General features: G+C 63.8%; 23 protein-coding genes and 1 pseudogene. 13 read left to right on the top strand and 11 right to left on the bottom strand.

Annotation, left to right across the window (positions count from 1 at the left end):
* The first annotated feature begins 65 nt into the window (after nucleotides 1-65).
* The 4 genes and pseudogenes from BPHY_RS22560 (at nucleotide 66) to BPHY_RS22545 (ending at nucleotide 3,117) form a co-directional block, all read left to right on the top strand.
* A complete protein-coding gene (locus BPHY_RS22560) occupies nucleotides 66-479 on the top strand; it encodes a MarR family winged helix-turn-helix transcriptional regulator (RefSeq protein ID WP_041764548.1) in 414 nt (137 codons plus the stop codon).
* 38 nt (nucleotides 480-517) lie between these two features.
* Nucleotides 518-2,335: a chloride channel protein gene (locus BPHY_RS22555; RefSeq protein WP_012403769.1), complete on the top strand. Its 1,818-nt coding sequence runs from the start codon at nucleotides 518-520 to the stop codon at nucleotides 2,333-2,335.
* A gap of 102 nt (nucleotides 2,336-2,437) precedes the next feature.
* A pseudogene (locus BPHY_RS22550) lies at nucleotides 2,438-2,741 on the top strand (sigma factor-like helix-turn-helix DNA-binding protein); the annotation flags it as partial.
* 10 nt (nucleotides 2,742-2,751) lie between these two features.
* On the top strand, nucleotides 2,752-3,117 hold the full coding sequence (locus BPHY_RS22545) for a hypothetical protein (protein ID WP_012403768.1): 366 nt from the start codon (nucleotides 2,752-2,754) through the stop codon (nucleotides 3,115-3,117).
* A 117-nt stretch (nucleotides 3,118-3,234) separates the two neighbouring features.
* On the opposite strand, the gene BPHY_RS22540 is transcribed toward BPHY_RS22545, so the two are convergent.
* The 5 genes from BPHY_RS22540 to BPHY_RS22520 form a co-directional block, all read right to left on the bottom strand.
* Nucleotides 3,235-3,570, bottom strand: coding sequence for a ribbon-helix-helix domain-containing protein (locus BPHY_RS22540; protein ID WP_012403767.1), 336 nt, complete (start codon nucleotides 3,568-3,570; stop codon nucleotides 3,235-3,237).
* Between the two features lie 71 nt (nucleotides 3,571-3,641).
* Entirely contained in the window at nucleotides 3,642-5,225 is a 1,584-nt protein-coding gene (locus BPHY_RS22535; RefSeq protein WP_012403766.1) for a GMC family oxidoreductase, read from the bottom strand.
* A 16-nt stretch (nucleotides 5,226-5,241) separates the two neighbouring features.
* A complete protein-coding gene (locus BPHY_RS22530; protein ID WP_012403765.1) occupies nucleotides 5,242-5,874 on the bottom strand; it encodes a hypothetical protein in 633 nt (210 codons plus the stop codon).
* 54 nt (nucleotides 5,875-5,928) lie between these two features.
* Nucleotides 5,929-6,327, bottom strand: coding sequence for a VOC family protein (locus tag BPHY_RS22525; RefSeq protein ID WP_012403764.1), 399 nt, complete (start codon nucleotides 6,325-6,327; stop codon nucleotides 5,929-5,931).
* 241 nt (nucleotides 6,328-6,568) lie between these two features.
* A complete protein-coding gene (locus BPHY_RS22520) occupies nucleotides 6,569-8,284 on the bottom strand; it encodes a SulP family inorganic anion transporter (RefSeq protein ID WP_041764545.1) in 1,716 nt (571 codons plus the stop codon).
* Between the two features lie 663 nt (nucleotides 8,285-8,947).
* On the opposite strand from BPHY_RS22520, the gene BPHY_RS38800 reads away from it, so the two are divergent.
* From BPHY_RS38800 to BPHY_RS43260, 7 genes are all read left to right on the top strand, one after another.
* Nucleotides 8,948-9,850 carry a helix-turn-helix domain-containing protein gene (locus tag BPHY_RS38800; RefSeq protein WP_052306145.1) on the top strand — a complete coding sequence of 301 codons (903 nt, stop codon included), beginning with the start codon at nucleotides 8,948-8,950 and terminating at the stop codon, nucleotides 9,848-9,850.
* Nucleotides 9,851-9,922: 72 nt separating this feature from the next.
* The gene (locus tag BPHY_RS22510) at nucleotides 9,923-11,026 is read left to right on the top strand and encodes a hypothetical protein (protein WP_012403761.1); all 1,104 of its coding nucleotides are present in this window, start codon (nucleotides 9,923-9,925) and stop codon (nucleotides 11,024-11,026) included.
* Between the two features lie 126 nt (nucleotides 11,027-11,152).
* Nucleotides 11,153-11,773 (top strand): LysE family translocator, encoded by a 621-nt coding sequence (locus BPHY_RS22505; RefSeq protein WP_012403760.1) that lies wholly within the window; start codon nucleotides 11,153-11,155, stop codon nucleotides 11,771-11,773.
* Nucleotides 11,774-12,085: 312 nt separating this feature from the next.
* A complete protein-coding gene (locus BPHY_RS22500; RefSeq protein WP_012403759.1) occupies nucleotides 12,086-12,727 on the top strand; it encodes a hypothetical protein in 642 nt (213 codons plus the stop codon).
* A gap of 10 nt (nucleotides 12,728-12,737) precedes the next feature.
* Nucleotides 12,738-13,868 (top strand): GGDEF domain-containing protein, encoded by a 1,131-nt coding sequence (locus BPHY_RS22495; protein ID WP_012403758.1) that lies wholly within the window; start codon nucleotides 12,738-12,740, stop codon nucleotides 13,866-13,868.
* A gap of 276 nt (nucleotides 13,869-14,144) precedes the next feature.
* The gene (locus BPHY_RS22490; protein WP_244257705.1) at nucleotides 14,145-15,602 is read left to right on the top strand and encodes a diguanylate cyclase domain-containing protein; all 1,458 of its coding nucleotides are present in this window, start codon (nucleotides 14,145-14,147) and stop codon (nucleotides 15,600-15,602) included.
* A complete protein-coding gene (locus BPHY_RS43260; protein WP_244257706.1) occupies nucleotides 15,599-15,919 on the top strand; it encodes a hypothetical protein in 321 nt (106 codons plus the stop codon). Before BPHY_RS22490 ends, BPHY_RS43260 begins: the two co-directional genes overlap by 4 nt.
* 19 nt (nucleotides 15,920-15,938) lie before the next feature.
* On the opposite strand, the gene BPHY_RS22480 is transcribed toward BPHY_RS43260, so the two are convergent.
* The gene (locus BPHY_RS22480; protein WP_012403755.1) at nucleotides 15,939-17,348 is read right to left on the bottom strand and encodes an aminotransferase-like domain-containing protein; all 1,410 of its coding nucleotides are present in this window, start codon (nucleotides 17,346-17,348) and stop codon (nucleotides 15,939-15,941) included.
* Between the two features lie 155 nt (nucleotides 17,349-17,503).
* Between BPHY_RS22480 and BPHY_RS22475 the strand changes: the two genes are divergently transcribed.
* Complete coding sequence (locus tag BPHY_RS22475; protein WP_012403754.1) at nucleotides 17,504-18,832, top strand: aspartate aminotransferase family protein; 1,329 nt, start codon at nucleotides 17,504-17,506, stop codon at nucleotides 18,830-18,832.
* Between the two features lie 87 nt (nucleotides 18,833-18,919).
* Here the strand turns inward: BPHY_RS22475 and BPHY_RS22470 are convergent, their stop codons facing one another.
* Nucleotides 18,920-19,501, bottom strand: coding sequence for a DUF6496 domain-containing protein (locus BPHY_RS22470; protein ID WP_012403753.1), 582 nt, complete (start codon nucleotides 19,499-19,501; stop codon nucleotides 18,920-18,922).
* A gap of 169 nt (nucleotides 19,502-19,670) precedes the next feature.
* Between BPHY_RS22470 and BPHY_RS22465 the strand changes: the two genes are divergently transcribed.
* On the top strand, nucleotides 19,671-19,922 hold the full coding sequence (locus tag BPHY_RS22465; protein ID WP_012403752.1) for a hypothetical protein: 252 nt from the start codon (nucleotides 19,671-19,673) through the stop codon (nucleotides 19,920-19,922).
* A 66-nt stretch (nucleotides 19,923-19,988) separates the two neighbouring features.
* Here BPHY_RS22465 and BPHY_RS22460 read toward each other — a convergent pair whose 3' ends face one another.
* From BPHY_RS22460 to BPHY_RS22445, 4 genes are all read right to left on the bottom strand, one after another.
* A complete protein-coding gene (locus BPHY_RS22460; protein ID WP_012403751.1) occupies nucleotides 19,989-21,209 on the bottom strand; it encodes an ABC transporter substrate-binding protein in 1,221 nt (406 codons plus the stop codon).
* A gap of 123 nt (nucleotides 21,210-21,332) precedes the next feature.
* Nucleotides 21,333-22,046 carry an ABC transporter ATP-binding protein gene (locus BPHY_RS22455; protein WP_012403750.1) on the bottom strand — a complete coding sequence of 238 codons (714 nt, stop codon included), beginning with the start codon at nucleotides 22,044-22,046 and terminating at the stop codon, nucleotides 21,333-21,335.
* Nucleotides 22,043-22,840 (bottom strand): ABC transporter ATP-binding protein, encoded by a 798-nt coding sequence (locus BPHY_RS22450; RefSeq protein ID WP_012403749.1) that lies wholly within the window; start codon nucleotides 22,838-22,840, stop codon nucleotides 22,043-22,045. Before BPHY_RS22450 ends, BPHY_RS22455 begins: the two co-directional genes overlap by 4 nt.
* Nucleotides 22,837-24,738 carry an ABC transporter permease gene (locus BPHY_RS22445; RefSeq protein ID WP_012403748.1) on the bottom strand — a complete coding sequence of 634 codons (1,902 nt, stop codon included), beginning with the start codon at nucleotides 24,736-24,738 and terminating at the stop codon, nucleotides 22,837-22,839. Before BPHY_RS22445 ends, BPHY_RS22450 begins: the two co-directional genes overlap by 4 nt.
* Nucleotides 24,739-24,949 lie beyond the last annotated feature (211 nt).

Genomic DNA, 24,949 nt, shown 5'->3' with positions numbered 1-24,949 from the left:
GCCCGCATCGCCGAATGTATCATTTTATGATATTTTCCCGTTTTCCCCTTGAGCGGCCAATCGACATGAAAGTTCTCACACGCTCGCTGAACAAAGCGGACTACGAACAGCTCTCGGAGTTTCGCTATCAGATGCGGCGCTTCGAACGCTTCTCCGAACAGGCCGCGCAGGGTGAAGGCATTACGCCGCTGCAATACCTGTTGCTGCTGCATATCAAGGGCTACCCCGATCGCGAGTGGGCGACTATCGGCGAACTGGCGGAACGTCTGCAAGCGCAGCATCACGGCGTCGTCGCGCTGGTCTCGCGCTGCGAAGCGCTCGAACTCGTCAAGCGCAAGGTGAGCGAGACCGATCGACGCCAGGTGGAGGTGCATCTGCTGAAGGCCGGGGAAAAAGTGCTGGCGCGGCTCGCGGAGCTGCATCGCGCCGAACTGCGCTCGCTCAAGGGTGCGTTCACCATTCCGCAGATCGACCTCTGATCGACCTTTCATACCGGCCTCAAGGCGGCACTGCATCGATGAGCGACAACTCTCACAAGCGGGATTTTTCCAGCAACTCGCGCTTGCCAGGCATTTCGTTGCTGGCGGCAGGCATTGGCTTTCTCAGCACGATCGCCGCGTTCCTACTGCTGAGCCTGATTCATCTGTTCACGAACCTGTTCTTCTTCGGCAGCTTTTCATTCGCCGACCGCTCGCCTGCGGGGAATACGCTCGGCGTATGGGTGATCGTCATTCCCGTGATCGGCGGGCTGATCGTGGGCATGATGGCCCGCTTCGGTTCGGAAAAAATTCGCGGACACGGCATTCCCGAAGCCATCGAAGCCATTCTGTTCGGCAAGAGCCGCATGTCGCCGAAGGTCGCCGTGCTCAAGCCGCTGTCGTCCGGCATCGTGATCGGCAGCGGCGGCCCGTTCGGCGCGGAAGGTCCGATCATCATGACGGGCGGCGCGCTCGGCTCGCTGATCGCGCAGTGCGTGCACGTGACGTCGGCGGAACGCAAGACGCTTCTCGTCGCTGGAGCCGCCGCGGGCATGACGGCTGTGTTCGGCACGCCCGTCGCGGCCGTGCTGCTCGCGGTCGAACTGCTGCTGTTCGAATGGCGGCCGCGCAGCTTTCTGCCCGTCGCGCTCGCGTGTGCGGTGGCAGGCTTCGCACGCGCGATCTTCTTCGGCACGGAAGCGCTGTTTCCGCTGCAAACGGCGGCGCCCACGGCTATTTCGCTGGTGTCGTGCGTAATCGCCGGACTGTTGTCGGGTGCGCTCGCGTCCGGCCTGTCGGCAGCGCTCTACAAGACTGAAGACCTCTTTCACAAGCTGCCGCTGCACTGGATGTGGTGGCCCGCCATCGGCGGTCTGGCCGTGGGCATCGGCGGATTCATCGAGCCGCGCGCGCTGGGCGTCGGCTATGACGTGATCGGCGATCTGCTTCATCAGCACATCGCGGTGCAGGTGGCCGTGGCGATTCTCGTCGTCAAGGCGGTGATCTGGGTGATCGCGCTCGGCTCCGGCACGTCGGGCGGCGTGCTCGCGCCGCTGCTGATGCTTGGCGCGGGCCTCGGCGCCGTGCTCGGTCACGTGCTCCCCGGCAACGAGCCCGCGCTGTGGCCGCTCGTGTGCATGGCCGCGACGCTCGGCGCGACGCTTGGCGCACCGCTCACGGCCATCTTGTTCGCCTTCGGCCTCACGCACGACGCCAACGCGCTACTGCCGCTGCTCGCCGCGACACTGGTCGCGCACGGCTTCGCCACCGTCGTGATGAAGCGCTCGATCATGACGGAGAAGATCGCACGGCGCGGTTATCACATCTATCGCGAGTATGGTGTCGATCCGCTCGAACGGCATTATGTGGATGAAGTGATGACGCAAAAGGTCGATTCGATCAACGGCGCGCTCAGCGTGCGCGACGCGCTCATGTCGCACTTCGGCGCCACGCAGAGGCGCCGCGCATATCCCGTCGTGCGGGAGAATGGCGCGGTGCTCGGCGTCGTCGACCGCGCGACGCTCGATGCCGTGCGCGACGGCGCAACGCAGCATACGCTCGAAACGCCGCTCGCCGACGTGATGAAAGATCGTCCTCTGGTCGTCGCGCTGCCTGACGAAACCTGCCGTCTCATCGCAACGCGTCTTGCCGTGCATGATCTCGAACGCCTGCCCGTCGTGGTCGATCGCGATTCGATGCAGCTGCTCGGCGTCGTCTCGCGCAGCGATCTCGTGAAGACTTCCGTCGCGCACTTCGACGAAGAGCACAAGCGCGAGCGCTTTCGGCGCCTGAGCTTTTCGGCGCACAGGAAACCGTTCGAGCCGGTGCGCAAGACGCCGACGCGCACGCACGGCTAACACCCTCTTCCTCTCGACGACACCCACCGTCGAGCGCAAGCGGGAACAGCCTTCCGTCTCGTGATATCTAACCCCTCGAAACGTCGCGACGGCGATGCACGGGATCAGGCGGCAGCGCGCGCCGAGATTCGCGCGCTGCCTGAACAAAAACTCGATGCGCTGCCTTCGGGTTTTCGCACGATTTTCGTGCTGCGATCCGTCGAAGAAATGAGCGTCGAGGAAACGGCGCAATGCCTCGATATTCCCGAAGCCACCGTGCGCAGCCGTCATTTCAGAGCGAAACTGTTGTTGCACAGCGCGCTGGCGGATGAAAGTCGACAAGCTCGGCCCGGACTTGTTCGAGTTCGGCGGCACGCGATGCAATCGCATCGTTGCAGCGGTGCTCGCGAGATTGCGCGACACGTAGCGGGAGAAACATGATGAAGCGAGGAGTCGGCCTGCTCACGCGCATTGCGATTGGCAGTGCGCTCGTTCCCGTCATCGCTGCAGCCGGGCAGACGCCGCGCATACGGATCGAATCGGCCACATACGGCGCCAATTGCGGCGCGGCATCCGGCAACTCCACGCGCGATCTCGCCGCACACTGCAACGATCGCGCGACCTGCCGCTATGTCGTGAAAGCGAGCCTTGACCGAACGCAACGTGCGTCGTGCGCACGCGATTTCACCGCGCAATGGTCGTGCGATCACCGCGACACGCATCGCGCGATGCTGAGCGGGGAAGCGGGAAACGGCAGCTCGCTGGTACTCACGTGCATTCCATCGACGGGTGCGGGCAAATAATGTGAAGCGCGCGCGCGGAGTCAAAGATCCAGCGTCAGCGCCGTGTGTTCACCTTCGACGCCGGGATGCGTTCAGGGCGACGAATGTCTGCCGCACGCAGTCGCGATAGAGCCGCCGTCAGACGGTCTTCAGCACACGCGGCTTCGGCTCCGGGACAGGCAAAGGCAAGCTGGTTAACTCGCTTTTGCCCGCGACGATCGACAGATAGCGCAGACAGCACACGCGCAGGAACGACGCGAAATTGCTGGGCACTTCGCCACGCAACGTGATCAGTTCGTCGTAGAGCTTGACGGCGAATTGCGTGGTCGTCATGTTCTCGCGCGACGCGATTTCATGCAGCACGTCCCAGAAGAGATTCTCCAGCCGCACGGTCGTAATCACGCCGTGGATGCGCAGCGAACGCGTGCGCGATTCATACAGGATCGGGTCCGCGTTGACGTACACGTTGCACATGGTTTGTCTCCATTTGTCATATGAGTGCGGCGACTCGCATCGCGCACGCCGCACTCGCTTACGCTTTCGGATCAGATTGTGCGCCTGTTCATCTGACTCGCGATGTAGTCGGCCTGACGGATCGCGAGCGTCACGATAGTCAGTGTCGGGTTTTCGGCGGCGCCCGTCGTGAACTGGCTGCCGTCGGAGATGAACAGATTCGGCGCGTCATGCGTCTGGCCGAACCTGTTGCACACGCCGTCCTGCGCCCGCGCGCTCATGCGCGCAGTGCCGAGATTGTGCGTCGACGGATAAGGCGGCACGCGATACACGGTCTTCGCACCTGCCGCCTGATACACCGCGCTGCCCTGCCTGAAGCCGTGCTCGCGCATTGCTTCGTCGTTCGGGTGATCGTCGAAATGCACGTTGGGCACGGGCAAGCCGTACTGATCCTTCACGTCTGTATTCAGCGTGATGCGGTTCGTCTCGCGCGGCATGTCCTCGCCGACGATCCACATGCCTGCCGTGTACGGATACGAATCCATTGCCTGCGCGAAGTCGGCGCCCCACGCGCCGGGATTCAGAAACGCCGCATAGAACGGCAGACCGAGCGACACCGTTTCCATGTGATAGCCACCCGCGAAACCACGCGACGTATCGAAGCGCGCTTCGTCTTCGATGATGCCCGCCATCGTCGTGCCCTTGTACATGTCGACCTTGTCGTTGAACACGGCGTAGACGGAACCCGTGGTATGACGCATGTAGTTGCGGCCCACCTGTCCCGACGAATTGGCGAGTCCGTCCGGGAAGCGGCTCGAATGCGAATTCAGCAGCAGGCGCGGCGTTTCGATCGCGTTGCCCGCCACCGCCACGATGCGCGCTTTCTGGCGTTGCAGCTTGCCGTCGGCATCGTAATAGACCACGGCGCTCGCCTTGCCCTTCGCGTCCGTGTCGATCTTCACGACCTGCGCCTGCGTGCGAAGCTCCATATGGCCCGTCGCCTGCGCGCGCGGAATCTCGGTATAAAGCGTCGACCATTTGGCGCCCGTGCGGCAGCCCTGGAAGCAGAAGCCGCGCTGGAAGCAATGCGCGCGGTCATCACGCACGATACTGTTGGTCGCCATGTGGCCCGTGTTGCACGCCTTGTAGCCGACCTTCGTCGCGCCGTTGTACATCACCTTGAAGTTGTTGTTGCCGGGCAGACCAGGCAAACCGTTGGTGCGCGTAACGCCCATCTTCTTTTCGGCGCGGTCGTACCACGGCGCCATTTCCTCGCTTGTGACGGGCCAGTCGAGCAGGTTCGCATCCTTGATCTCGCCGTAATGCGTTTTCGCCTTGAATTCATGGGGCTGGAAACGCAGGCTCGCGCCCGCCCAATGCGTTGTCGTGCCGCCGACGGTCTTGCAGATCCATGCCGGCAGATTCGGGAAGTCGGTGGCGATGCGCCACGTGCCCGATGTCGTTCGCCTGTCGAGCCAGGAGAGCATCGAGAACGAACCCCACTCGTCGGTAGTGAAATCGCCTTGCGTATGCAGTTTGCCCGCCTCGAGCACGATCACGTCGATGCCCTTTTGCGCCAGCTCGTTCGCGAGTGTGCCGCCGCCCGCGCCCGAGCCGATGATCACCACGGCGCGCGCATCGTTGTGCGAGAAGTGCACCTTGTTGTTGTCGTCCATGTCAGGTCTCCGTGGCTCAACTGTCGGTGGGAATCGGGCCGCTCGCGAGGGCGGGTGGATTCGGCAGCCAGACGAGATCGTTGAAGCCCTTGTTCAGATAGCCTCCATCGCCTTGCGCCGCGCCATAGCCGAAGTGCGCGTACGCCATGTCGTTGCTGTACAGCGACACGATGGCCGTCGTGCGCACTGTTTTGAAGAACGGCGTTCCCTCCATCGCGGCGACGTCGCGCGCCTGGTCGGCGGGCGAGCGTTTGGTCCAGTCGGAACCGCCCGTTGCATCCAGCTGCTTCACGCCGTCCGCGAGTTGCTGGCGCACGGCGGGATCTTTTTGCGCCTTCGCGTCGAGATCCTTGACGACGAGTGCATAGACGGCATCGTCGAGTGTCTTATGCGGATATTGCTGCTTGACGAAGGCCAGCAGCACCGCGCCCTCGTGCGAATCGAGCGCCTGCATGTCGACCGCCCATACGCGGCTCGGCGCAAGCGAAGCGAGGATCGACGGAAACGCCAGCGTGCCGATCAGCACGCCTGTGCCCTTCAGCCACTCGCGGCGGCTCAGCGTTCGGGATGCGGTTCGGGATGCGGGTGCACGATGCTCATGGGCATGTGCGGCAGACTCCGCTTCGATAGGAATCACTCTGTGTCTCATGCCTGTCTCCTTGCATGATTGCGTTGTGGGTGACACCGCGTCTTGCGCGGCTTTCTATTGATAATGTCCGTGGCGTTCGAGCACTTCGATCTTGTAACCGTCGGGATCGAGAATGAAAAAGTAACGCGCGAGCAGCGCGCCGTCGTCGTTGTGGAATTCGCGCAAGTCGTTGGGCGTCATGCCTAGCTCGACGAGACGCTCGCGCTCGCGCTTCACGTCGTCGACAACGAACGCAACATGACCGTACCCGTCGCCATGCGAGTACGCGTCTTCGCGTCCCTTGTTCCAGGTGAGTTCGATCTCGTTGTCGGATTCGTCGTTGCGCAGATAGACGAGCGAAAAATCGGGGAAATCGAGCCGATGCGACGGCTCGAGTCCGAACGCATTCCGGTAGAACCTCAGCGACCGGTCCAGATCCTGAACGCGGATCATCGTGTGTATCAGCTTGGCCATGTCGTCCCTCCTCCATGTGATGCTGAGTGTAGGAGCGCGGCTTGCGACGTGGTAATGCAGGGCTAAATGTGCGGGTCGAATGCGCTTAGGGACTTGCCCTATGTTGCGGATGCGTCAGCGGAAGAGGATCGGGAGGGCTCATGCGCGCAGGCATGAAGGAGTGCAGCGCAGCATGCGGCGACGCTAACGCAGAAAACGATGCGCGATCCAGGGTAAGCGATAGGCGCTCGCGCGTTCACGGTCATATTGCGTTGACCTCGTGCGGAGGACTGATGCCCGCAGCCGCGAGCGCTTCATGCAGCGTCTCCAGGATGTTGCCGGCGCCTATGACCTGAGTGATGCCATGACGGTCCATGTCGGCGCGCAGATAAGGATTCACTCGTCCGAAGATGACGGCGACCTTGCGCTGTCGCAGATCCGCAATCAGATCGCTCAACGTGCGCGCCGCCGAATAGTCGAGCGCAGTGATCGCTCCTGCATCGACCACGAGCGAACGCAAATCGCCGGAAGCGGCGTTCACGAGCTGGATCACTTCCCCGCAGAACAAATGATCGTTGGCAAAGAACAGATCGGAGCCAAAGCGATACACGATGAGGCCAGGCGCGGTCATGATGCCCGGAATCGCGGGCACGGGCTGCCACTTCCCGCTGGCCGCCGAGGGCTCCAGCACCATCGTATGCGGACGATAGCTGTGACGCACATGCCGCAGCAGCGACAACGCGACGGCAAGCAGAATGCCGTGCTCGACGCCCATCATCACGACGGCGGCCGCCGTGATCAGCGCCAAAATGAACTCGCCGGGACTTTCGGCGCGGATCGCCGCGAGGCTCGGCACGTTGATCAGCCCCACGGCAATCGTGAAGACGATAGCGGCGAGCACGCAATGCGGCAGGTACTGCAGATACGAGCTCAGAAACAGCAACACCACCACCACGACCATAGCGAACGCGAGTTGTCCGAGCTGGCTGCGCGTGCCGGCGCGTTCGGCCATCGCGGTTTGAGTCGGGCTGCCGTTGACGACGAACGTGCCGCTGAAGGCAGCAGCGGCATTCGCCGCGGCCAGCCCGAGGATATCGGCGTTGGTGTCGACTTCTTCGTGGTACTGCTGCGCGAACACGCGCGCGGCAGCGGCGCTTTGCGCAATGATCATCACGAAGCACGATGCCGCCACGGGCACGAGATCGAGAAACTGCTGCCACGTGACAGCCGGCAAAGCCAGCGGCGGCAAACCGCCGCTGATCGGTCCGAGCACGCTGATGCCGTGCGCGGCGAAGTCGAATGCCTTGCTCGCGGCGATGGTGCCCGCCACCGAGATCAACGGCGTCGGCATGCGCGGCAGAAAGCGTTTGCTGACGAGAATCGCGCCGGCCACGAGCGCGGTGAGGGAAAGCGTCGGCAGATGCGCATGAGCGACGTGACCGACGACATACGCCAGTTGCGCGACACTGCGCGACGACGGATATGGCACGGTCATGCCGAACATGTCGCCGAGCATCGCAATCGACACCTGAATGCCCACGCCCGTCAGGAAGCCGACCAGCACCGTGCGCGACAGGAAATCGGCGAGGAAGCCGAGTTTGAAGATGCGCGCCAGCAGCAGCAGCGTAGCCGTCAGCAGTGCGACCATGCCCGCCAGCGCGACGTACTCGGCGCTGCCCATCGGCGCGATCTGCGAAGCGCGGCTGGCGAAAATCGTTGCCGTGGCCGAGTCGGCCGCGACCACGAGGTGCCGCGACGCACCGAAGAACGCGAACGCGATGAGCGGCAGAAACGCGGTGTACAGGCCAGTCACGGCGGGCATCCCGGCAATGCGCGCGTAGCCGAGCACCTGCGGTATGTCCATCGACGCAAGCGAAATGCCGGAGAACACGTCGCGCCACGCTGTCGCGCGATTGATCGGAAGGGCGCCCTTCAGCAGACTCAGACGTGCGGCGTGTTTTTCATTTGGATGTTGCATGCTCGGGTGCGGTGAAGGTCTGTCCGTGCGGCCTGCCCGGATGCGACGGCAGAAGGGCGACGCAAGCCGGGTGGTCACGATTTTAACGACAAACGCATCCAGACCGACCGCACAAACGACGCGCGCGGCGCTTTCAGGCACGCACGTTGCTGTTCGCATGCCGGCTGGCTGCTCCCGTCAGGACATGATGGTTTCGGGCGAGTCGATTTGCATTCGCTGGCGGACGGCACGAATCGATACATCAGCTAACTGTCTCAAGACCAACTGAGCGGGGCCCGTTGCACGGTGCATTGCGCCGCGCGGGCTCGACCATCGCCCAGTGTTCGGCGCGACATCGGACACGTCGACATTCCAGGTTGACGGGCCAGCCTTTTTTTAAATCGCCGCCCTCTCCTATCGATCGATATCGCCTGGATAAAAGGCGGTCGCGCGTTCCATTTCAAAATCTTTAGAACGATGTAACAGGTAATTCCTTCTGCAATTGATTCGCAATGCGACGTAATAATTAACCATTTATTTCGTCACGTACGATTCCTAACACAGCGCTCCTTCCCTCTACGGCAATATCGGCGCAGCCCTGCGCTGACCCAGCGCAGAAGGTCTGACTGCCGGGGACTGTCAATGAATACCGTTAGCGAAAAACAACGGGCGCATGAGCGCTCCATGTCGAAGAAGCAAGTGGCAATCGTATTACCGGAGACCAGCGATTTGCTCAGCGTCAGCACGCTGGCCGAATTGCTGCAATATGCGAGCGACCTGTCGCATCAGAAGCCCGCCGGCGGCGTTTCCTATGAGACCCATTACCTTTCGCCATCGGGTGGATACGTCCGTTGCGCCTTTTCCATTTCAGTTTCGACGCGCTCGCTCGACGAAGCGCTCGAGCATCGTTTCGATCACGTGTTGATCGCGAGCGCGCGGCAGCAAAAACACATACCGTTCGACGCGGCCCACGCGCCCTGGCTCGAGCGCATGCGCAGCCGCGGCGCGAGCATCGTCATGCTGTCGGCGGGTGCGGGCGGCGGCGCATCGGCGGGTGCAGCAGCCTCTTCGTCCGCCGGACAGGGTGCCCAGGCGCAGACCGCGACATACAACGGCGCACAGTCCGCGCTTCGTGCGGCTTTCAACATCGTTCGATGGGATCTCGGCGACGAACTGGCAATGGAAGCAATGCGGCTCGCGTCGGGTCAGCGTGACGTTTCCGCTGTCGTTTCGGCAGCACTCGATACGGTCGGAGGACCCGCCGCCAAAGCGCGCTTCGCGGCACGATGGATCAGGGAGAACTGCCATCGCGCGCTGTCAGTAGCCGATATCGCCGATGCGTGCGCCGCGAGCGAGCGCAGCCTTCTGCGCTATTTCCAGATGCACATGGGAATGTCTCCATCCGAATATCTTCAACAGATACGACTCGAAACTGCGTGCGAACTGCTCGCTACCACTTCGCTGCCCGCCGACAAGATCGCTCGACGCGTCGGACTCGGCAACGGCAATCGCCTGGGAAAAATTCTCCGCCGCGTGACAGGTGTCTCTCCGATGGAATATCGAGCCGCCTCACATCTATCGGCTTGAACACGCGAGTCGTCGCGCGTCGGCTTCACGGAAGTACTCAACAAAAAGAAATCAATAACCCAGGGGACAAAAATGAAATCGAATCTGATGATCCTGGCTGCTGTTTCCCTCGCTGCGTGTGGCGGCGGAGGAGGCGGAAATAGCAGCACGGGCGCGACATCCGCCACGCCCGCATCGACGGCCTCACCGCACGTCTGCACCAGCGGCCCAGCCTTCACGACGGATCCTGCCTTGGCGTGCAACGACGCAAGCGGCAAGGTCGTTACGGCATACGTCTACGCGATCCCCGTCACCGTCGTTCCGGACGGCACCGTCATCGCCGCGGACACGACCTGGGGTCCGGGCGGATCGCCGTACTTCATCGCGGGAACGGTGCAAGTCGCCAAAGGCGTCAAGCTTACGGTCGCCGACAACACCATCGTCGAGGGATTGAAGCGCTTGCCCTGCGCGACGGATTGCATCGGCCAGATTCCGACGACAGGCATCGTCAACGTGGCGGGCAGCATGAACGTAGGCGGCAGCAATCAGGCGCAGTTGCTCGGCGTGACTGTGAGCAACATCGACAGTCAGCACGGCGGCGGAATGGTCGACATCCAGCATACGCATCTGGAAGACGCGTTCATTCAGATCAGCAATGCCGCGCCGTTCTCGATGACCTACAGCGACGCCTACCGTCTGAACGTGACACCCATCGTTCGCGCCGGCACGACGACGTACCAGGCAGGCACGAACGGTTATCCAAGCTTCAGCAACTCGACGCTCAGATTCAACACCTTCGTCGACTCGGCCGCCTTTGCCTTCGATCCATCCGTCATCATGCAGAACAATCTGTTCGTCAACATGGTCGATCCGCTCGTGTTGATCAACGCTTTTCCGAGCGGGACGCCGGCGGGTATCGCGCGCAACAACTCGTTTCTCTTCAAGCAAGACTCGCCGAATCCTAACCGGACTGTGATCGAATCGCACGGCATCTATGATGCGACGGCGATTCACACGCTGGATTTCTCGAACAATTTCTGGGGCATCACAAACACCACGACAATTCAGGGGCGCGTTCGCGACAGTACGAATACGAGCAATCCGCGACTGCCGAACGTGATCAATTACGCGCCGCCCGCCGCGAGCGCCGATCCCGCGACCCCCGCCGATCCCCAAAGCGGCACGCCCAATATTTGACTGCCAGTTCACCAACGCAAGGGAAACCTTGCTCCGTACCGGAAATCATCTATCAATCTGTATAGGTACTGTACCGGCTCCGCTCGCTACACTGTCGCAAATCCCGATCACCCTGCGGAGCCGTCCATGACCCTCGATAGCCTGAGCGCCAGCGCCCTGCCCGCCGGCATCCTGTTCGCGCTCGTCACGACCATCACACCCGGACCGAACAACACGATGCTGCTCGCATCGGGCGTCAACTTCGGCTTTCGCCGCACGCTGCCGCATATTCTCGGGATCAGCGCGGGCGTCGTGCTGCTGATGCTGTCGGTGGGATTCGGGCTCGGCGAAGCCTTTCGCCGTTTCGAAGTGCTGTACACCGTGCTCGAAGTGCTGAGCGTCGCATATCTGCTGTATCTCGCGTGGAAGATCGGCACATCGGGCGAAATGCAGGTGAAAAACGGCGAGCGCCGGCCGATGCGCTTTCACGAAGCGATCGCGTTCCAATGGATCAACCCGAAGGCCTGGATGATGGTGCTGACAGCCGCGACGACCATTCATTTGAGCGCCGACTACGGCACCAATGCGCTGCTGATGGCGCTGCTGTTCTACGTGATCGGCTTGCCGTGCATCTGTCTGTGGGCCGCGTTCGGCACGGCGATGCGCCGCGCATTGTCGAAGCCCGTATGGCTGCGCACGTTCAACATCGCGATGGCGCTGATGCTCGTCGCGACGCTTTATCCCATCGTGTTGCGGCTGTTCGCATGACGCGAAGGGCTGGAAAATTTTCTCTCCAGCCCCGTTTTAACCCGCTTCCGCGCGCAAGATGCTTCGAACGTCTGTTTTCCGCGACCGCCCGTCCTGCGTTTTGCCATTAGAATAACGACGACACAACCCTGTCCTCGGGAGCGGGCTCCGCGCTGTCCCCAACCGGCATATCGGCCGGCTTTCGACGCCTTGCGGGCCTGGTAATTGCTCCGAGACCACGGTTATCCCCGAGCAGGTACCACCGGCACGCTCTCGTCGCGCCGGTCCCGCCATTGACAAGCGCAGACCGCAAGGGTCGGAGGCGTTGCACACATGGACGCACAGGATTCGCCGGACCGCGCGCGCGGCCGCCGGCAGCAGCATTACAACAGCGCGTTTCTACCCGAAAGCGACGATCAGCAGGCACGTCATTACAACTGGGTGCAGATTTGCCTTATCTCGGCGATGGGTCTGGCCGTCGGCGTGATGGGTACAGCCGCCTATGTGATCTGGTTCAGCCGTGATCAGATGGCGTACACCGAGGCCGTGCAATCGGCCCGACGCCCGCTGCCGACGATGGCGACGGGCGTGACCAGCGCCGCCGCCGATCTCGACATTCGCAATCGTGCCGCCGTGCCGACGAGCGCCGTCTCCGGCCGGGTGATACCCGCTGCACCCGCGCAGAAGCCGGCATCGCCGGCTGACACCGGCCTGCTCGCTTCGGCGCAGACAGCCGAAGACGAAACCGACGCCGACGCCTCCAGCGACCCGCCGCAAGGCGCGCGCACCGCGCCCGGGCCGAATTCCGCAGCCGCTCGCGTCGACAAGGGCAAACAGCCGGGCAGCGCGAACCGTCACGCGCAACGCACGAAACCGAAGGAAACCTTCGTATCGCGGCTGACCGCGATGTTCCGCAAGGTCGGCTATCACGGGCGTCCCCGCGATCCCAACGCCGACCCATATTCGCATCCTTGATCCTCTCGGCGTGAAGCGAACCGTCACGCCGATCCGCCTAGCCAGCCCGCGATGGCGCTCACAGCCGGTCGCGATCGGCGTGATTGCCCTGGCGTGCCTCGTCGCCGGCCTGCTGTATATCGCGGTGCAGGTGCGGGCGCTCTACTCCGATCATTTTCAGCAGCAGTACGCCTCGCTGGTACTGGAGGCCGTTGCGCGCGCCGACAGTGCGCTCGATGCCGCGAGTCTGCTCAAACGCGCCCCGCCGTCGAAACGGCCTTCGGATACAACTTCGAACGGCGTCGACAAGCGGTATCGCCAGGCGCTCGACCAACTCGACACGCGCATCACCGACCTCGATGCGCTGATCGGCTCGAGCCCCGTCCCCGCGCCGCGTCTGCCGCAGGCGGATGCGACGGTGAAGAGCCTCGACGACCTGCGGCAATCGCTCGCGGCCACGGCCGACTACTGGCACACGCGCCGCGACGCGATCAGCACCGATGTGCGCCGGCGCACGCTGCGCGTCGCAAGCGTGCTGGCCGTGCTGACTGTCGTCGTCACGGGCACACTGCTCGCGGCGCTCGTCGTGTTCGCGCGGCGCCATCGGCATCTGACCGGGCTCACGCATCGGTTCCAGCATGCGGCGCAGCATGACGCGATGACGGGCCTGCCGAATCGGCAGCAACTGCTCGCGCGTCTCGACGGAGTCGCGGTCGGGCCTGCACCCGAGCCATGCGCGCTGCTCTATATCGATCTCGACGGCTTCAAACAGGTCAACGACACGCTCGGCCACGGCGTCGGCGACGACTTCCTGGTCGCGCTCGCACAGCGCTTCCGCCAGTCGTTGCGCCCTGGCGATCTGGTCGCGCGGATGGGCGGCGACGAATTCGCGGCACTCGTGTCCGGCTATGGGGGCGACGCGGAACTCGTTGGCATCGCCACGCGGCTGATGAACTGCGTCGGCGACACCGATGCGCGAATGGGCCTCGGGCTGGTACGCGCGAGCATCGGCATTGCCACCTATCCCGACCGCGTCGCCGATCACCGGCTGCTGGTCGCCGCCGCCGACAGCGCAATGTACGAAGTAAAGCGCCACGGCAAGAACGGCTATGCGTTCGCCATTCCGCCGGGTTCGAACTCTGCGCCCATCCCGCCCGCATGATTCGCACGCAAAAACCGATTCCACCCGGCCGGCGCAGGCGTTAAATCGCGCCGTGGCAGCACGTCCGTGCTCTTTGATATGAAACCCAAAATGGCAATCAACTTCCTCCCGGCGCTGCCGTTATAAGGATGCAGCAATGGTGACAGCGGCGGCACGCGCGCTGTCTTTTATAAACGGTCGAGTTGAAGTGTTTCAGGCGCCAGCCAACAGCCAGTGATGAACACCGCGCCCGCAGCGAGATCGCCGACAGGCAGATTTCGCACATTTTTCAAGCGCATGCGGCCCCGCGGCCCCGGCAACGCGCCCCATCGCGCGTTCATTCTGCTGCCTGCGCTGACAGTGCTGATTCTCGCCGTGCTGTGGGTCACGATCCTGATGCGCCTGCGCATCGAGAAAGCATCCGTCCTGCACGACGCGCACATCGCGGCCCGCACGGTGGCGAGCGCACTCGACACGCACACGCTGAAAACGATTCACGACGTCGACGCAATCGCGCTGCTCGTCAAATACGGCTACGAGTCTTCACCCGACACGTTCGATCTCAAGAAATACCAGGCATACGGCCTCATTACGGCAGACACGGCGCTGCAAGTGACGCTCGCAGGCGCGGACGGCCATGTGATCGCGTCGACGATCCCGTTTTCCGGCTCGGTCGATCTCAGCGACCGCAAGCACTTCCGTGTGCATCGCGAGCGGCCGGACGTGGGGCTCTTCATCAGCGACCCGCTGGTCGGGCGTATTTCGCGGCAATGGTCGATCCAGGCGACGCGGCGTATCAACCGCCGGGATGGCAGCTTCGGCGGCGTCGTGATCGTGTCGGAGGACCCCGCGTGGCTCACGGACGGCTTCTACACGAGCGCCGCGCTCGGCGGTCACGGGATGATCGCGGTGCTGTCGGGCCGCGGCTCGATACTGTCACGCCGCGCGGGCGACGCGCCGAGCCGGACGGGCGATACCTTGCCGACGGGCTACGTCGATACGCGTATGAACAATGAGCTGCTCGTCGACCCGATCGATCATGTGGAGCGCATCGTCGCGAGCCGCGAGGTCAAGCGTTACGGACTCACGGTGATGGCGGGCCTGTCGGTCGCCGAGTCGCTCGACGACTACTACAGGATGCGCCGTGTCTACGTGACGATGGCAAGCGTGATTTCACTGATTCTCGTCGGGCTGTCCACGTGGATCGCCGCGCTGATCCTGAAACTGCTCAAAGGCCGGGAACAACTGCATCGGCTTGCACATACCGACCGGCTCACGGGGCTGTCGAATCGCGGCTGCATCATGGATTTGCTTGACGAAGCCGTTGCCGCGCCGGATGCCGTCGGCCGCGTGGCGGCGATCTTCGTCGACCTGGACCGCTTCAAGGAACTCAACGATACCTTCGGCCACCACCTCGGCGACACCATTCTTGTTGAGATCGCCCGGCGCCTGAAGGAGGTCGCGCAGGGCCGCGCGCAAACGGGCCGGCTGGGCGGCGACGAGTTTCTCGTCGTCAGCGGAGACGGCGAGGCGTCGGCCCGCATCATCGCCGAAGCGATCACGGCGGCGCTCGAATCACCCGTCGTTGTGCACGGACACGCGTACCGCGTTTGCGCGAGTCTCGGCATTGCGGTGCTGCAGAGAGGCGAGCGCGCGGCCGACCTGGTGAAAGCCGCCGACCGCGTGATGTACGAAGCGAAGGAACGCAGCCGCGCGAGCCGGGCGCCATCGGCAACGAAGGCGCTCGTTGCGTGAGCGGACATGACACGACACAAGGCGTGCGGCGCCCGCCTCGATCGCAGTCCGAGACGGAACGAACGAATGCTCGAAATCAGGGAGAGCGGCTCAAGCTTTTCGGCTTGCGGTCGTTAGCGAATCGTATGGAAAAGAAATTTGCACAACGCATCGTCAGCTCCGCGCACCGCGCCGCGGAAGCGATCGCCAATGCCCGCACGGACCTTCCCGAACTCCAGCGCGATCAGCTCTATAGCCGCGTTTTCATCGGGCTGCTGGAGGACAACGTCGGGGCGGAAAACATCGGCGGACTGATCGACGCGCTCGCGAGGCCGTGACGCCTGCATCACCGCAGGCTCAATTGCGTCCCACCCGCTCGATGAAGCGCCACAGCGCGTCGTCCGTCGAATACGGGACGTTGAAGCGGAACCATGCGCTCGGCGCATCGTCGGGACGGAAATACGAGCCTGGCGCGAGCCAGATGCCGTCCGCCAGCGCCGCTGTCGCGATCTCGCCCGCGCGCTCGGGCGCAATGGGCAAGCGGGCCAACAGAAACAAGCCGGCGCGCGGCCGGTGAAACGCTTCGAGCCCGAGCGCATCGAGCCGCTCTTCGACGACGGCATGCGCGGCCCGCAGCCAGTCGTTGACCTGCTCGACATGCCGCGCATAGCGTCCTTCGTGCAATACCTTGTCGACGATCCGCTCGATCGCCTCCGACGAAGTCAGCCCCACCGCCATCTTCGTACGCGCCAGTTCGCGCAGCACGTCGCGTTCGGCGACGACATAGCCGCAGCGCAAGGCGGGGGTCACCGTTTTCGAAAAGCCGCTGATGTACAGCACGCGCCGCAAGCCCTCCATCGCCGCGAACATGGGCGCGCCGGGCGGCGCAAGTTCCCGGCTCACATCGTCCTCGATCACCCACATGCGGTTGCGCTCGGCGATCTGCAGCAACCGGAACGCCGACGCCATCGTGTAAGTCGCGCCCGTCGGGTTCTGCAGCGTCGTGTTGACGAAAATCGCCTTGGGACGATGCGCCTCGACGATCTTCTCGAGCACGTCCGTATCTATCCCCGCCGGTGTGCGCGGCACGCCGATCACCGTCAGTCCCGCGAGCTTGAGAATCTGCAGCAGATTGCAATAGCCAGGATCTTCGACGACCACGGTGTCGCCCGCGCGCAGCAGCGTGCGCACGATCAGATCCAACGCCTGGGTCGCGCCCTGCGTCAGCAGCACGTTCGACACATCGGCGGGCAAGCCGCGCCCGTCCATCTGCTCGGCGATCCTGGCACGCAGCGGCGCGAAGCCGTACGGATGCCCATAGTCGCCGAGGCGCACGGCGGGCACCCGGCTCATCGCGCGGAATGCGTGCTGCATGCCCGTTTCGTTGATCCATTCGCTCGGCAACCAGCCTCCGCCCGCCTTGATCGGCACGGAGTGGTCGGCGAACACGTCCGACAGCAGCCACGTCGCGGTGAGGCTGGGCGGCTGCCAGTCGACGGTGCTCGTATTCGAGGTCCGCGCGCGCGGCGCAACGCGATAGCCGGAACCGCGCCGCGCGATCACGAGTCCCATCGACACGAGCCGGCTATACGCCTCCGTCACCGTAAAGGTGCTCAGCGAATGCGAGTGCGCCAGCTGCCGCACCGACGGCAGCAATGCGCCGGCGCGCAGCGCCTGGCTGTCGATTGCGTGCGCGAAGCCTTGCACGACCTGCTCGACAAGCGTCGGTGCAGCACGGCGGTCACGGTCCAGTTCGAGTTCGATCATGCGGGCGAATCCAGATGGAGCAAGCGATGCGCCGCAGCCACCAGCACAGTCGGCGCAATTCGACCAGCACAGTTAGCAGCGCAGTGACGCAACTGTTTATGTCCGTCATTTAACCTCGGACGCTACAGTTTCGCTACCCAATCGAGGAGAGACCCATGACTTCGCGCCCCGTGATCGACGATCTGTCGAACTTCTGGATGCCGTTCACCGCCAACCGTCAGTTCAAGTCCGCGCCGCGTCTGCTGGAGTCGGCGAAAGGCATGTACTACCGTGCGACCGACGGGCGGGACGTGCTCGACGCGTGCGCAGGCCTGTGGTGCGTGAACGCGGGCCACGGCCGCGACGAGATCGTCGCCGCGATCCAGAAGCAGGCCGCGACGCTCGACTTCGCGCCGACGTTCCAGATGGGCCACCCGCTCGCGTTCGAAGCGGCGGCGAAAGTCGCGGAGCTGATGCCTGAAGGGCTCGATCGGGTGTTCTTCACCAATTCGGGTTCGGAATCGGTCGACACCGCGCTGAAGATTGCCCTCGCCTATCACCGGGCACGCGGCGAAGGGCAGCGCACGCGCCTGATCGGCCGGGAGCGCGGCTATCACGGCGTCGGCTTTGGCGGCATTTCGGTGGGCGGCATCGCGCCGAACCGCAAGACATTCTCGGGCGGCCTGCTGCCTGCCGTCGATCATCTGCCGCACACCCACAATCTCGAACAGAACGCGTTCTCGAAAGGCCAGCCGGCGTGGGGCGCCCATCTGGCCGATGAACTCGAGCGCATCGTCGCGCTGCACGACGCATCGACGATCGCCGCCGTGATCGTCGAACCCGTAGCGGGCTCGACGGGCGTGTTAATTCCGCCGCAAGGCTACCTGCAGAAGCTGCGCGACATCTGCACGAAGCACGGCATCCTGCTGATTTTCGACGAAGTGATTACGGGTTTCGGCCGCCTCGGCGCGGCAACGGCCAGCGAATATTTCGGCGTGAAGCCCGATCTGCTGACGATGGCCAAGGCGATCAACAACGCAGCCGTGCCGATGGGCGCCGTCGCCGCGAGCCGCACAGTGCACGACACGATCGTCAACGCAGGCGCGCAGGGCGCGATCGAGCTGTTCCACGGCTACACGTATTCCGCGCATCCGCTCGCGGCTGCCGCGTGCGTCGCGACGCTCGACCTGTATCGCAGCGAAGGGCTGTTCAAACGCGCGGCGTCGCTCGCGCCGAAGTTCGAGGCCGCTGCTCACGCACTGCGCGACGCGAAGCACGTGAAAGACGTCCGCAATCTCGGCATGGTCGCGGGCATCGAACTGGAGCCGCGCGACGGCGCGCCGGGCGCGCGCGCCTATGAGGCCTTCGTGAAGTGCTTCGAGGCAGGCGTGCTGATCCGCTTCACGGGCGACATCCTGGCGTTCTCGCCGCCGCTGATCATCGACGAAACGCAGATCGAACACATCTTCCAGACGGTGCGCAGCGCGCTGGCTTCGACCCAGTAACGCGACGTGCGTCACACGCCGCTGCGCGCAATACCGTGCGCAGCGGCATTTTTTTGCCTGCTCGTTGGTGCGCGTTCCGGCTGAACGCTAGTGATGCGCGCGCGTAGCCCGCGTATGCGCGGCCTTCTTCGCGGCAGCCGAGCGGCCCGCTGCGCCCTTCGTCGCAGCCGCCTTCTTCGCCGCCGCCGAACGGCTGGCAGCCGGACGCTTCGCGGCTGCCGTCTTCGTCTGCTTCGACAGCGCTTCCTTCGATGCGCCGCGTCCGCTTTCGCGCTTCAGCACGGCCTCGGAAACCCTTGAGCGCTTTGCCGACGTTTCGCTGCTAGGCTTGCGCGCGGCCGTCTTCTTGCCTGTGGTCTTCGCGACAGCCTTCTTCGCCGCCGTGCGCTTCGCGGCAGGCGATTTCTGCTGCCCCGCCGCCGAATCGGCCGCGGCCTTCTTGCGCGTGCTGGCGCTCGTCGTCCCTGCCTTCGGCTGTTTCAGTGCGACGCCTGCGCGCCGCGCCTTCGACAGTCCGATCGCAATCGCCTGCTTCGGGGATTTGACGCCGTGCTTGCCTTCGCGCACGTGGTCGATCTCTTCCTTCACGAACTCGCCGGCCTGGGTGCTCGGCGACTTGCCCGCGCGCTTGTCGGCGGCGGCACGCTTCATCGTTGCTTTGTCGGGCATGACAGTGCTCCCGGTTGAGTAGTGGCCTTCGTAGCGCAGCAACGGGCGTGCCGCGTCCAGCGCCAGCGCAACAGAGGCTGCGCGATGCGTGCAGAGCGTCTATGGTTTACGGGAAGGGCGAGCGATCAGGCCACCATCCAGCGACCTTGCATGGGAAGGGAGACGCTTCATGAACACACCGACAGTCAGGGCAGGCGCGCATATCGAAGGCATACACTGGGTTGCGGAGTACGTGGAAGGGGTACACGAGATCCGCATCTTCCGCGAAGGCCAGGAAGTGGACGTGCACGACGCGCCATCGACGCTCTTCGGCGACGAAGAAAACGCCGGTTCGAAAAGCTGCGCCGACCATCGCGCGGCGGAAGCGGCCGTGCTCGCGTATCTGCGGCACTTCGTGGCCGAGCACGACGCCGAGGAATGATCCGGCACACGCAATGAAAAAAGGCCAGCCGCGCTGGCTGGCCTTCTGATCTGCGTCGCGCGCTGCTTACTCTGCGGGACGCAGCTTCTTCACTTCGGCGTCGGACGGCTGCACGCTCGCGCCGTCGATATAGCGATACGACGTCATCACACCCTTGCCGTCTTTCAGTGCCGTCACGCCGACGAACGCGCCCATCGTCGACTGATTGTCCTGCGGGCGATACATGATCGGCCCGAACGGCGTATCGACATTCAAGCCCTTGAACGCGGCCGCGAGCTTGTCGGGATCGGTCGAACCGGCCTTTTTGATGCCATTCGCGATCGACATCAGCGCCGTATAGCCGACCACCGAGCCGAGGCGCGGATAGTCGTGATACTTCGCCTGATAGTCCGCGACAAACTTCCTGTTCGCGGGCGTCTCGACGGAATACCACGGGTAGCCCGTCACGATCCAGCCGACGGGCGCTTCCGCGCCGAGCGTGTCGAGATAGTCGGGCTCGCCCGTCAGCAGCGAGACCACGCTGCGATCCTTGAAGAGGCCACGCGTATTCCCTTCGCGAACGAACTTGCCGAGGTCCGCGCTGAACAACACGTTGAAGATCGCGTCGGGCTTCGCGTCGGCGAGCGCCTGCACGGTCGCGCCGGCGTCGAGGTTGCCGAGCGGCGTCGCCTGCTCGGTGACGAACTCGACGTCGGGCTGCGCGGCCTTCAGCAGCTTCTTGAACGTCGCGGCAGCCGACTGTCCGTATTCATAGTTGGGATATACGAGCGCCCAGCGCTTTTTCTTCAGCTTCGCCGCTTCGGGCACGAGCATCGCGACCTGCATGTAGGTGGAAGGGCGCAAACGGTACGTGTACTTGTTGCCGTCGGCCCACACGATCTTGTCGGTGAGCGGCTCGGCGGCGAGGAAGAAGATGCGCTTCTGCTTCGCGAAGTCCGTCAGTGCGAGGCCTGTATTCGACAGATAGCCGCCGAACAGCAGTTGCACCTGCTCGCGCGCGATCAGCTCCTGCGCGACGCGAATCGTGTCGCCCGGGTTCGCGTTATCGTCGCGTGAGACCACTTCGAGCTTCTTGCCCAGCACGCCGCCCGTCGCGTTCACCTGATCCAGCGCGAGATTCCAGCCGTTCTTGTAAGGCATGAGAAAAGCGGGCTGCGCCTTGTAGCTATTGATTTCGCCGATCTTGATGGTCTGCTGCGCGGATGCGCCGGGCGCCGCGAGCGACACACCGAGGGAAACGGCCAGCGTAGCGGCAATGCGGGAAGTCCATGCTGCGCGCGAGGTCATGCGTCACTCCGTTTATTGTCGGTTGATTGGTGCGGCGGCGCGGGCCGCCGGACGGTGCTGCATCGTACCGGAGTTTTGCGCGCTTGCCTGGAAGCGCGGCATGCGCTCGCACTGCCGCCACCATTAAACGCCCAGGTGCGCGCGCCGGACGACATCGTCTTGCGCAAGTTCGCGCATCGTTCCGCTGAAACGGATCTGGCCTTTTTCGAGCACGTACGCGCGATCGCTGACCAGTTCGGCGAAATGCACGTTCTGCTCGGACAGCAGAATGGACAGACCCTCGCGCTTCAGTTCGAGAATCATGTTCGCCATCTGTTCGACGACCACGGGCGCGACGCCTTCGGAGGGCTCGTCGAGCAGCACCAGATACGGGTTGCCCATCAGCGTGCGCGACACGGTGAGCATCTGCTGCTCCCCGCCGCTCATCTGGTCGCCGCGACGCTTCGGCATCTCGCCGAGGTTCGGGAACAGCTTGAAAAGCTTCTCCGGCGTCCACGACGGCGCGCCCGCACGCGACGGCTGGCGCCCGGTATCGAGATTCTCCATCACCGTGAGCCCGGCAAACACGCGGCGGTTTTCCGGCACATAGCCCAAACCCATGCGCGCGATGCGATGCGGCGGCAGCGCGGAGATATCCGCGCTGTTGAAGTGGACCGTGCCTTCACGGCGCGGCAAGAGGCCCATGATCGACTTCATCGTCGTCGATTTGCCCGCGCCGTTGCGGCCCATCAGCGCGACCACTTCGCCGCGCCCTACTTCCAGACTCACGTCGAAGAGAATATGCGCGCGCCCGTAGTACGCGTTCAGGCGTTCCACTTTCAGCATCGGTGCGTTCATTCGTGCGACCCTTTGGGGATATCACGCGATAGCGTCGCGTGTGGCCGGAACGTCTTACCCGTGCCGAAGTAGACGGCCTGCACGTTCGCATCGTTGCGTATCGTGTCCGCGTCACCTTGTGCGATCAGCTTGCCGCGCGCGAGCACAATCATCCGGTCTGCGCTCGCGAACACGACGTCCATGCTGTGTTCGGTGAACAGCACGCCGATGTTGCGCTCGATGGCGAGACGCTTCGTCAGCGCCATCAAGTCGTTGCGTTCCTGCGGCGCCATGCCTGCCGTCGGCTCGTCCATGAGAAGAAGCTTCGGGCGGTTCGCGAGCGCGACGGCCATTTCGACGCGCTTCACGTCGCCATACGCGAGCACGCTGCACGCACGCTGCGCGTGCGTCGCCATGCCGACCTGATCGAGCAGCGCGATCGCTTCTTCCTCGAAGTGCGATGCCGCGCGTTTCCATAAGCCGTACAGCCGCTTTTCGTGCGACACGAGCGCCATTTGGACGTTCTCGAGCACGGTCATCGAATTGAAGGTCGCCGCGACCTGAAACGTGCGGCCGACGCCGCGCCGCCAGATATCGCGCGGACGCATGCCGACGAGCTCGTGTCCATCGAGCGTCACCGAGCCGCGCGTGGGACGCAGTTGTCCGTTGACAATGTTGAAGCACGTCGATTTGCCTGCGCCGTTCGGGCCGATCAACGCGAGGAGTTCGCCGGGGTTCACGTCGAACGACACATCGTCGACGGCTTTCACGCCGCCGAACGACATCGACAGATTCGATACCCGCAGAAGGCTCATCGCGTGCCTCCTTCTGCCCGCGTGTCGTCACGCTCGAAACGTCCGCGCACGAAACCGACGATACCCTGCGGAAACGCGACCACCAGCAGCAGGATCGCGGCGCCGAGCAGGGCCTGCCAGTAGTCCGTCTGCCGTGCAACGGCATCCTGCAGCCAGGTGAGCAGCGCCGCGCCCACGACAGGCCCCGTCAAGGTCTGGATGCCGCCGAGCAGCACCATCACGAGGCCGTCGACGGAACGGCTCACGCTGATCACTTCGGGCGAAATGGTGCCCTTGGAAAAGGCGTACAGCGAGCCGGCGAGACCGCAGAACAGCGATGCGATCACGAACGCGACCCATTGCACGCGCTTCGTATCGATGCCGATCGCTTCGGCGCGCAACGCCGAATCGCGCGACGCGCGCATTGCATAGCCGAGCGGCGAGAACAGCATGCGGCGCAGCAGCCACACGCCGGGCACGGCGAAGGCGAGCGTCACGTAGTAGTACGCGACGGGCGACGACAGCCAGCTCGACGGCCATAGACCGAGAATGCCATTGCTGCCGCCCGTCACATCGTCCCATTGATACACGACCGACCACACGATCTGTGCGAACGCGAGCGTCAGCATGGCCAGATACACGCCCGATAGCCGCACACAGAACCAGCCGAACAGCAGCGCACCGAGTATGGCGAGCACCGGCCCGAGCACGAGCGCCGCTTCCATCGGCAGTTCGAGCACTTTCAGAAAGAGCGCCGCACCGTATGCGCCGAGGCCGAAGTACGCGGCGTGACCGAACGAGTGCATGCCGCCGGGTCCCATGATGAAGTGCAGGCTCGCGGCAAACAGAACGGCGATAAGGATTTCGACGAGCAGGACGGGCATATAGGGAAACGCGTTCGCCATGAGCGGTGCGGCGACGAGCGCGGCGAGCACGCAGGCGGCGAGCACTTTGAGGGGTTTGCCTGCGGGCTTCAATGGCGCTTCGGGGGCGGTGGTTGCGCGCACGGCCGAGCTCGGACGCCCGAGCAGGCCCCACGGCCGCACGACGAGCACGACGGCCATCACGACAAATTCAGCGACGAGCGTGAAGCGGCTCAGGGACAGGCCGATGCCGAACAGCGACACGTGTCCGATACCGATGCACAGCGCCTTGATTTCCGCGATCAGCAGCGCGGCGACGAACGCGCCCGGAATCGAGCCCATCCCGCCAACCACGACCACGACGAATGCATTGCCAATGGTCTCGAGGTCGAGCGAAAGATTCGCTGACATGCGCGGGCCTTGCAGCGCGCCGCCCAGTCCCGCGAGAAATGCGCCGACGAAGAACGCGCCCGTGAACAGCCACGCCTGGTTGATGCCGAGCGCGCCGAGCATCTCGCGGTCGGATGTCGCGGCGCGGACCAGTGTGCCCCAGCGGGTATGGCTCAGCGCGTACCAGAGCGCGAGCAGAACCAGCGGGCCGATGACGATGAGAGCGATGTCGTAGGTCGGGAGTTGATGGCCGAGCAGCTCGACTGCACCTGCGAGGTGCGGGGCGCGCGGGCCGAACAGGTCTTGCGGGCCCCAGATCGCGAGCGCGGTGTCGCGGAAGATGAGTACCAGGGCGAAGGTTGCAAGCAGGTGGAAGAGTTCGGGAGCTTTGTAGATACGGCGTAGCACGATGCATTCGACGAGCGCGCCGAGTGCGCCGATTGTCAGCGCGGAGGCTATCACCGAGAGCCAGAAGCCGACCGTCGTTGCGCCGAAGCGGCTTGTGATGGTGTAGGCGACGTAGACGCCTAGCATGTAGAACGAGCCGTGCGCGAAGTTGACGATGCGAGTGACGCCGAAGATCAGCGACAGTCCTGCCGCGACGAGGAAGAGCGCCGAGGCGTCGGCGAGTCCGTTGACCATTTGGACTAGCAGGTTGGGGAGCATTTTTGCCTGCGGCGCTTTGGGTTGTTGTTGATGGGCAGCAGGTATACCTGAAATGGTGTCGGTGTGCAGGTCGTTTTTTTGGGTTTTTTGGTCTGCGACCGGCTTTTTGTTTTGCCCTCTTCGCTGGCTTCCGCGTTGGCATCCGCGATTCGTTTCTGGTTTGCTAGTGTTGCCCCTGTGCGGGGCGGCACTAGCAAACCAGAAGCAGACC

The organism is Paraburkholderia phymatum STM815, from assembly GCF_000020045.1.
Classification (GTDB): domain Bacteria; phylum Pseudomonadota; class Gammaproteobacteria; order Burkholderiales; family Burkholderiaceae; genus Paraburkholderia; species Paraburkholderia phymatum.
Note: the sequence above shows the minus strand (reverse complement) of the source record. Positions and strands in the feature narration are given on the sequence as shown.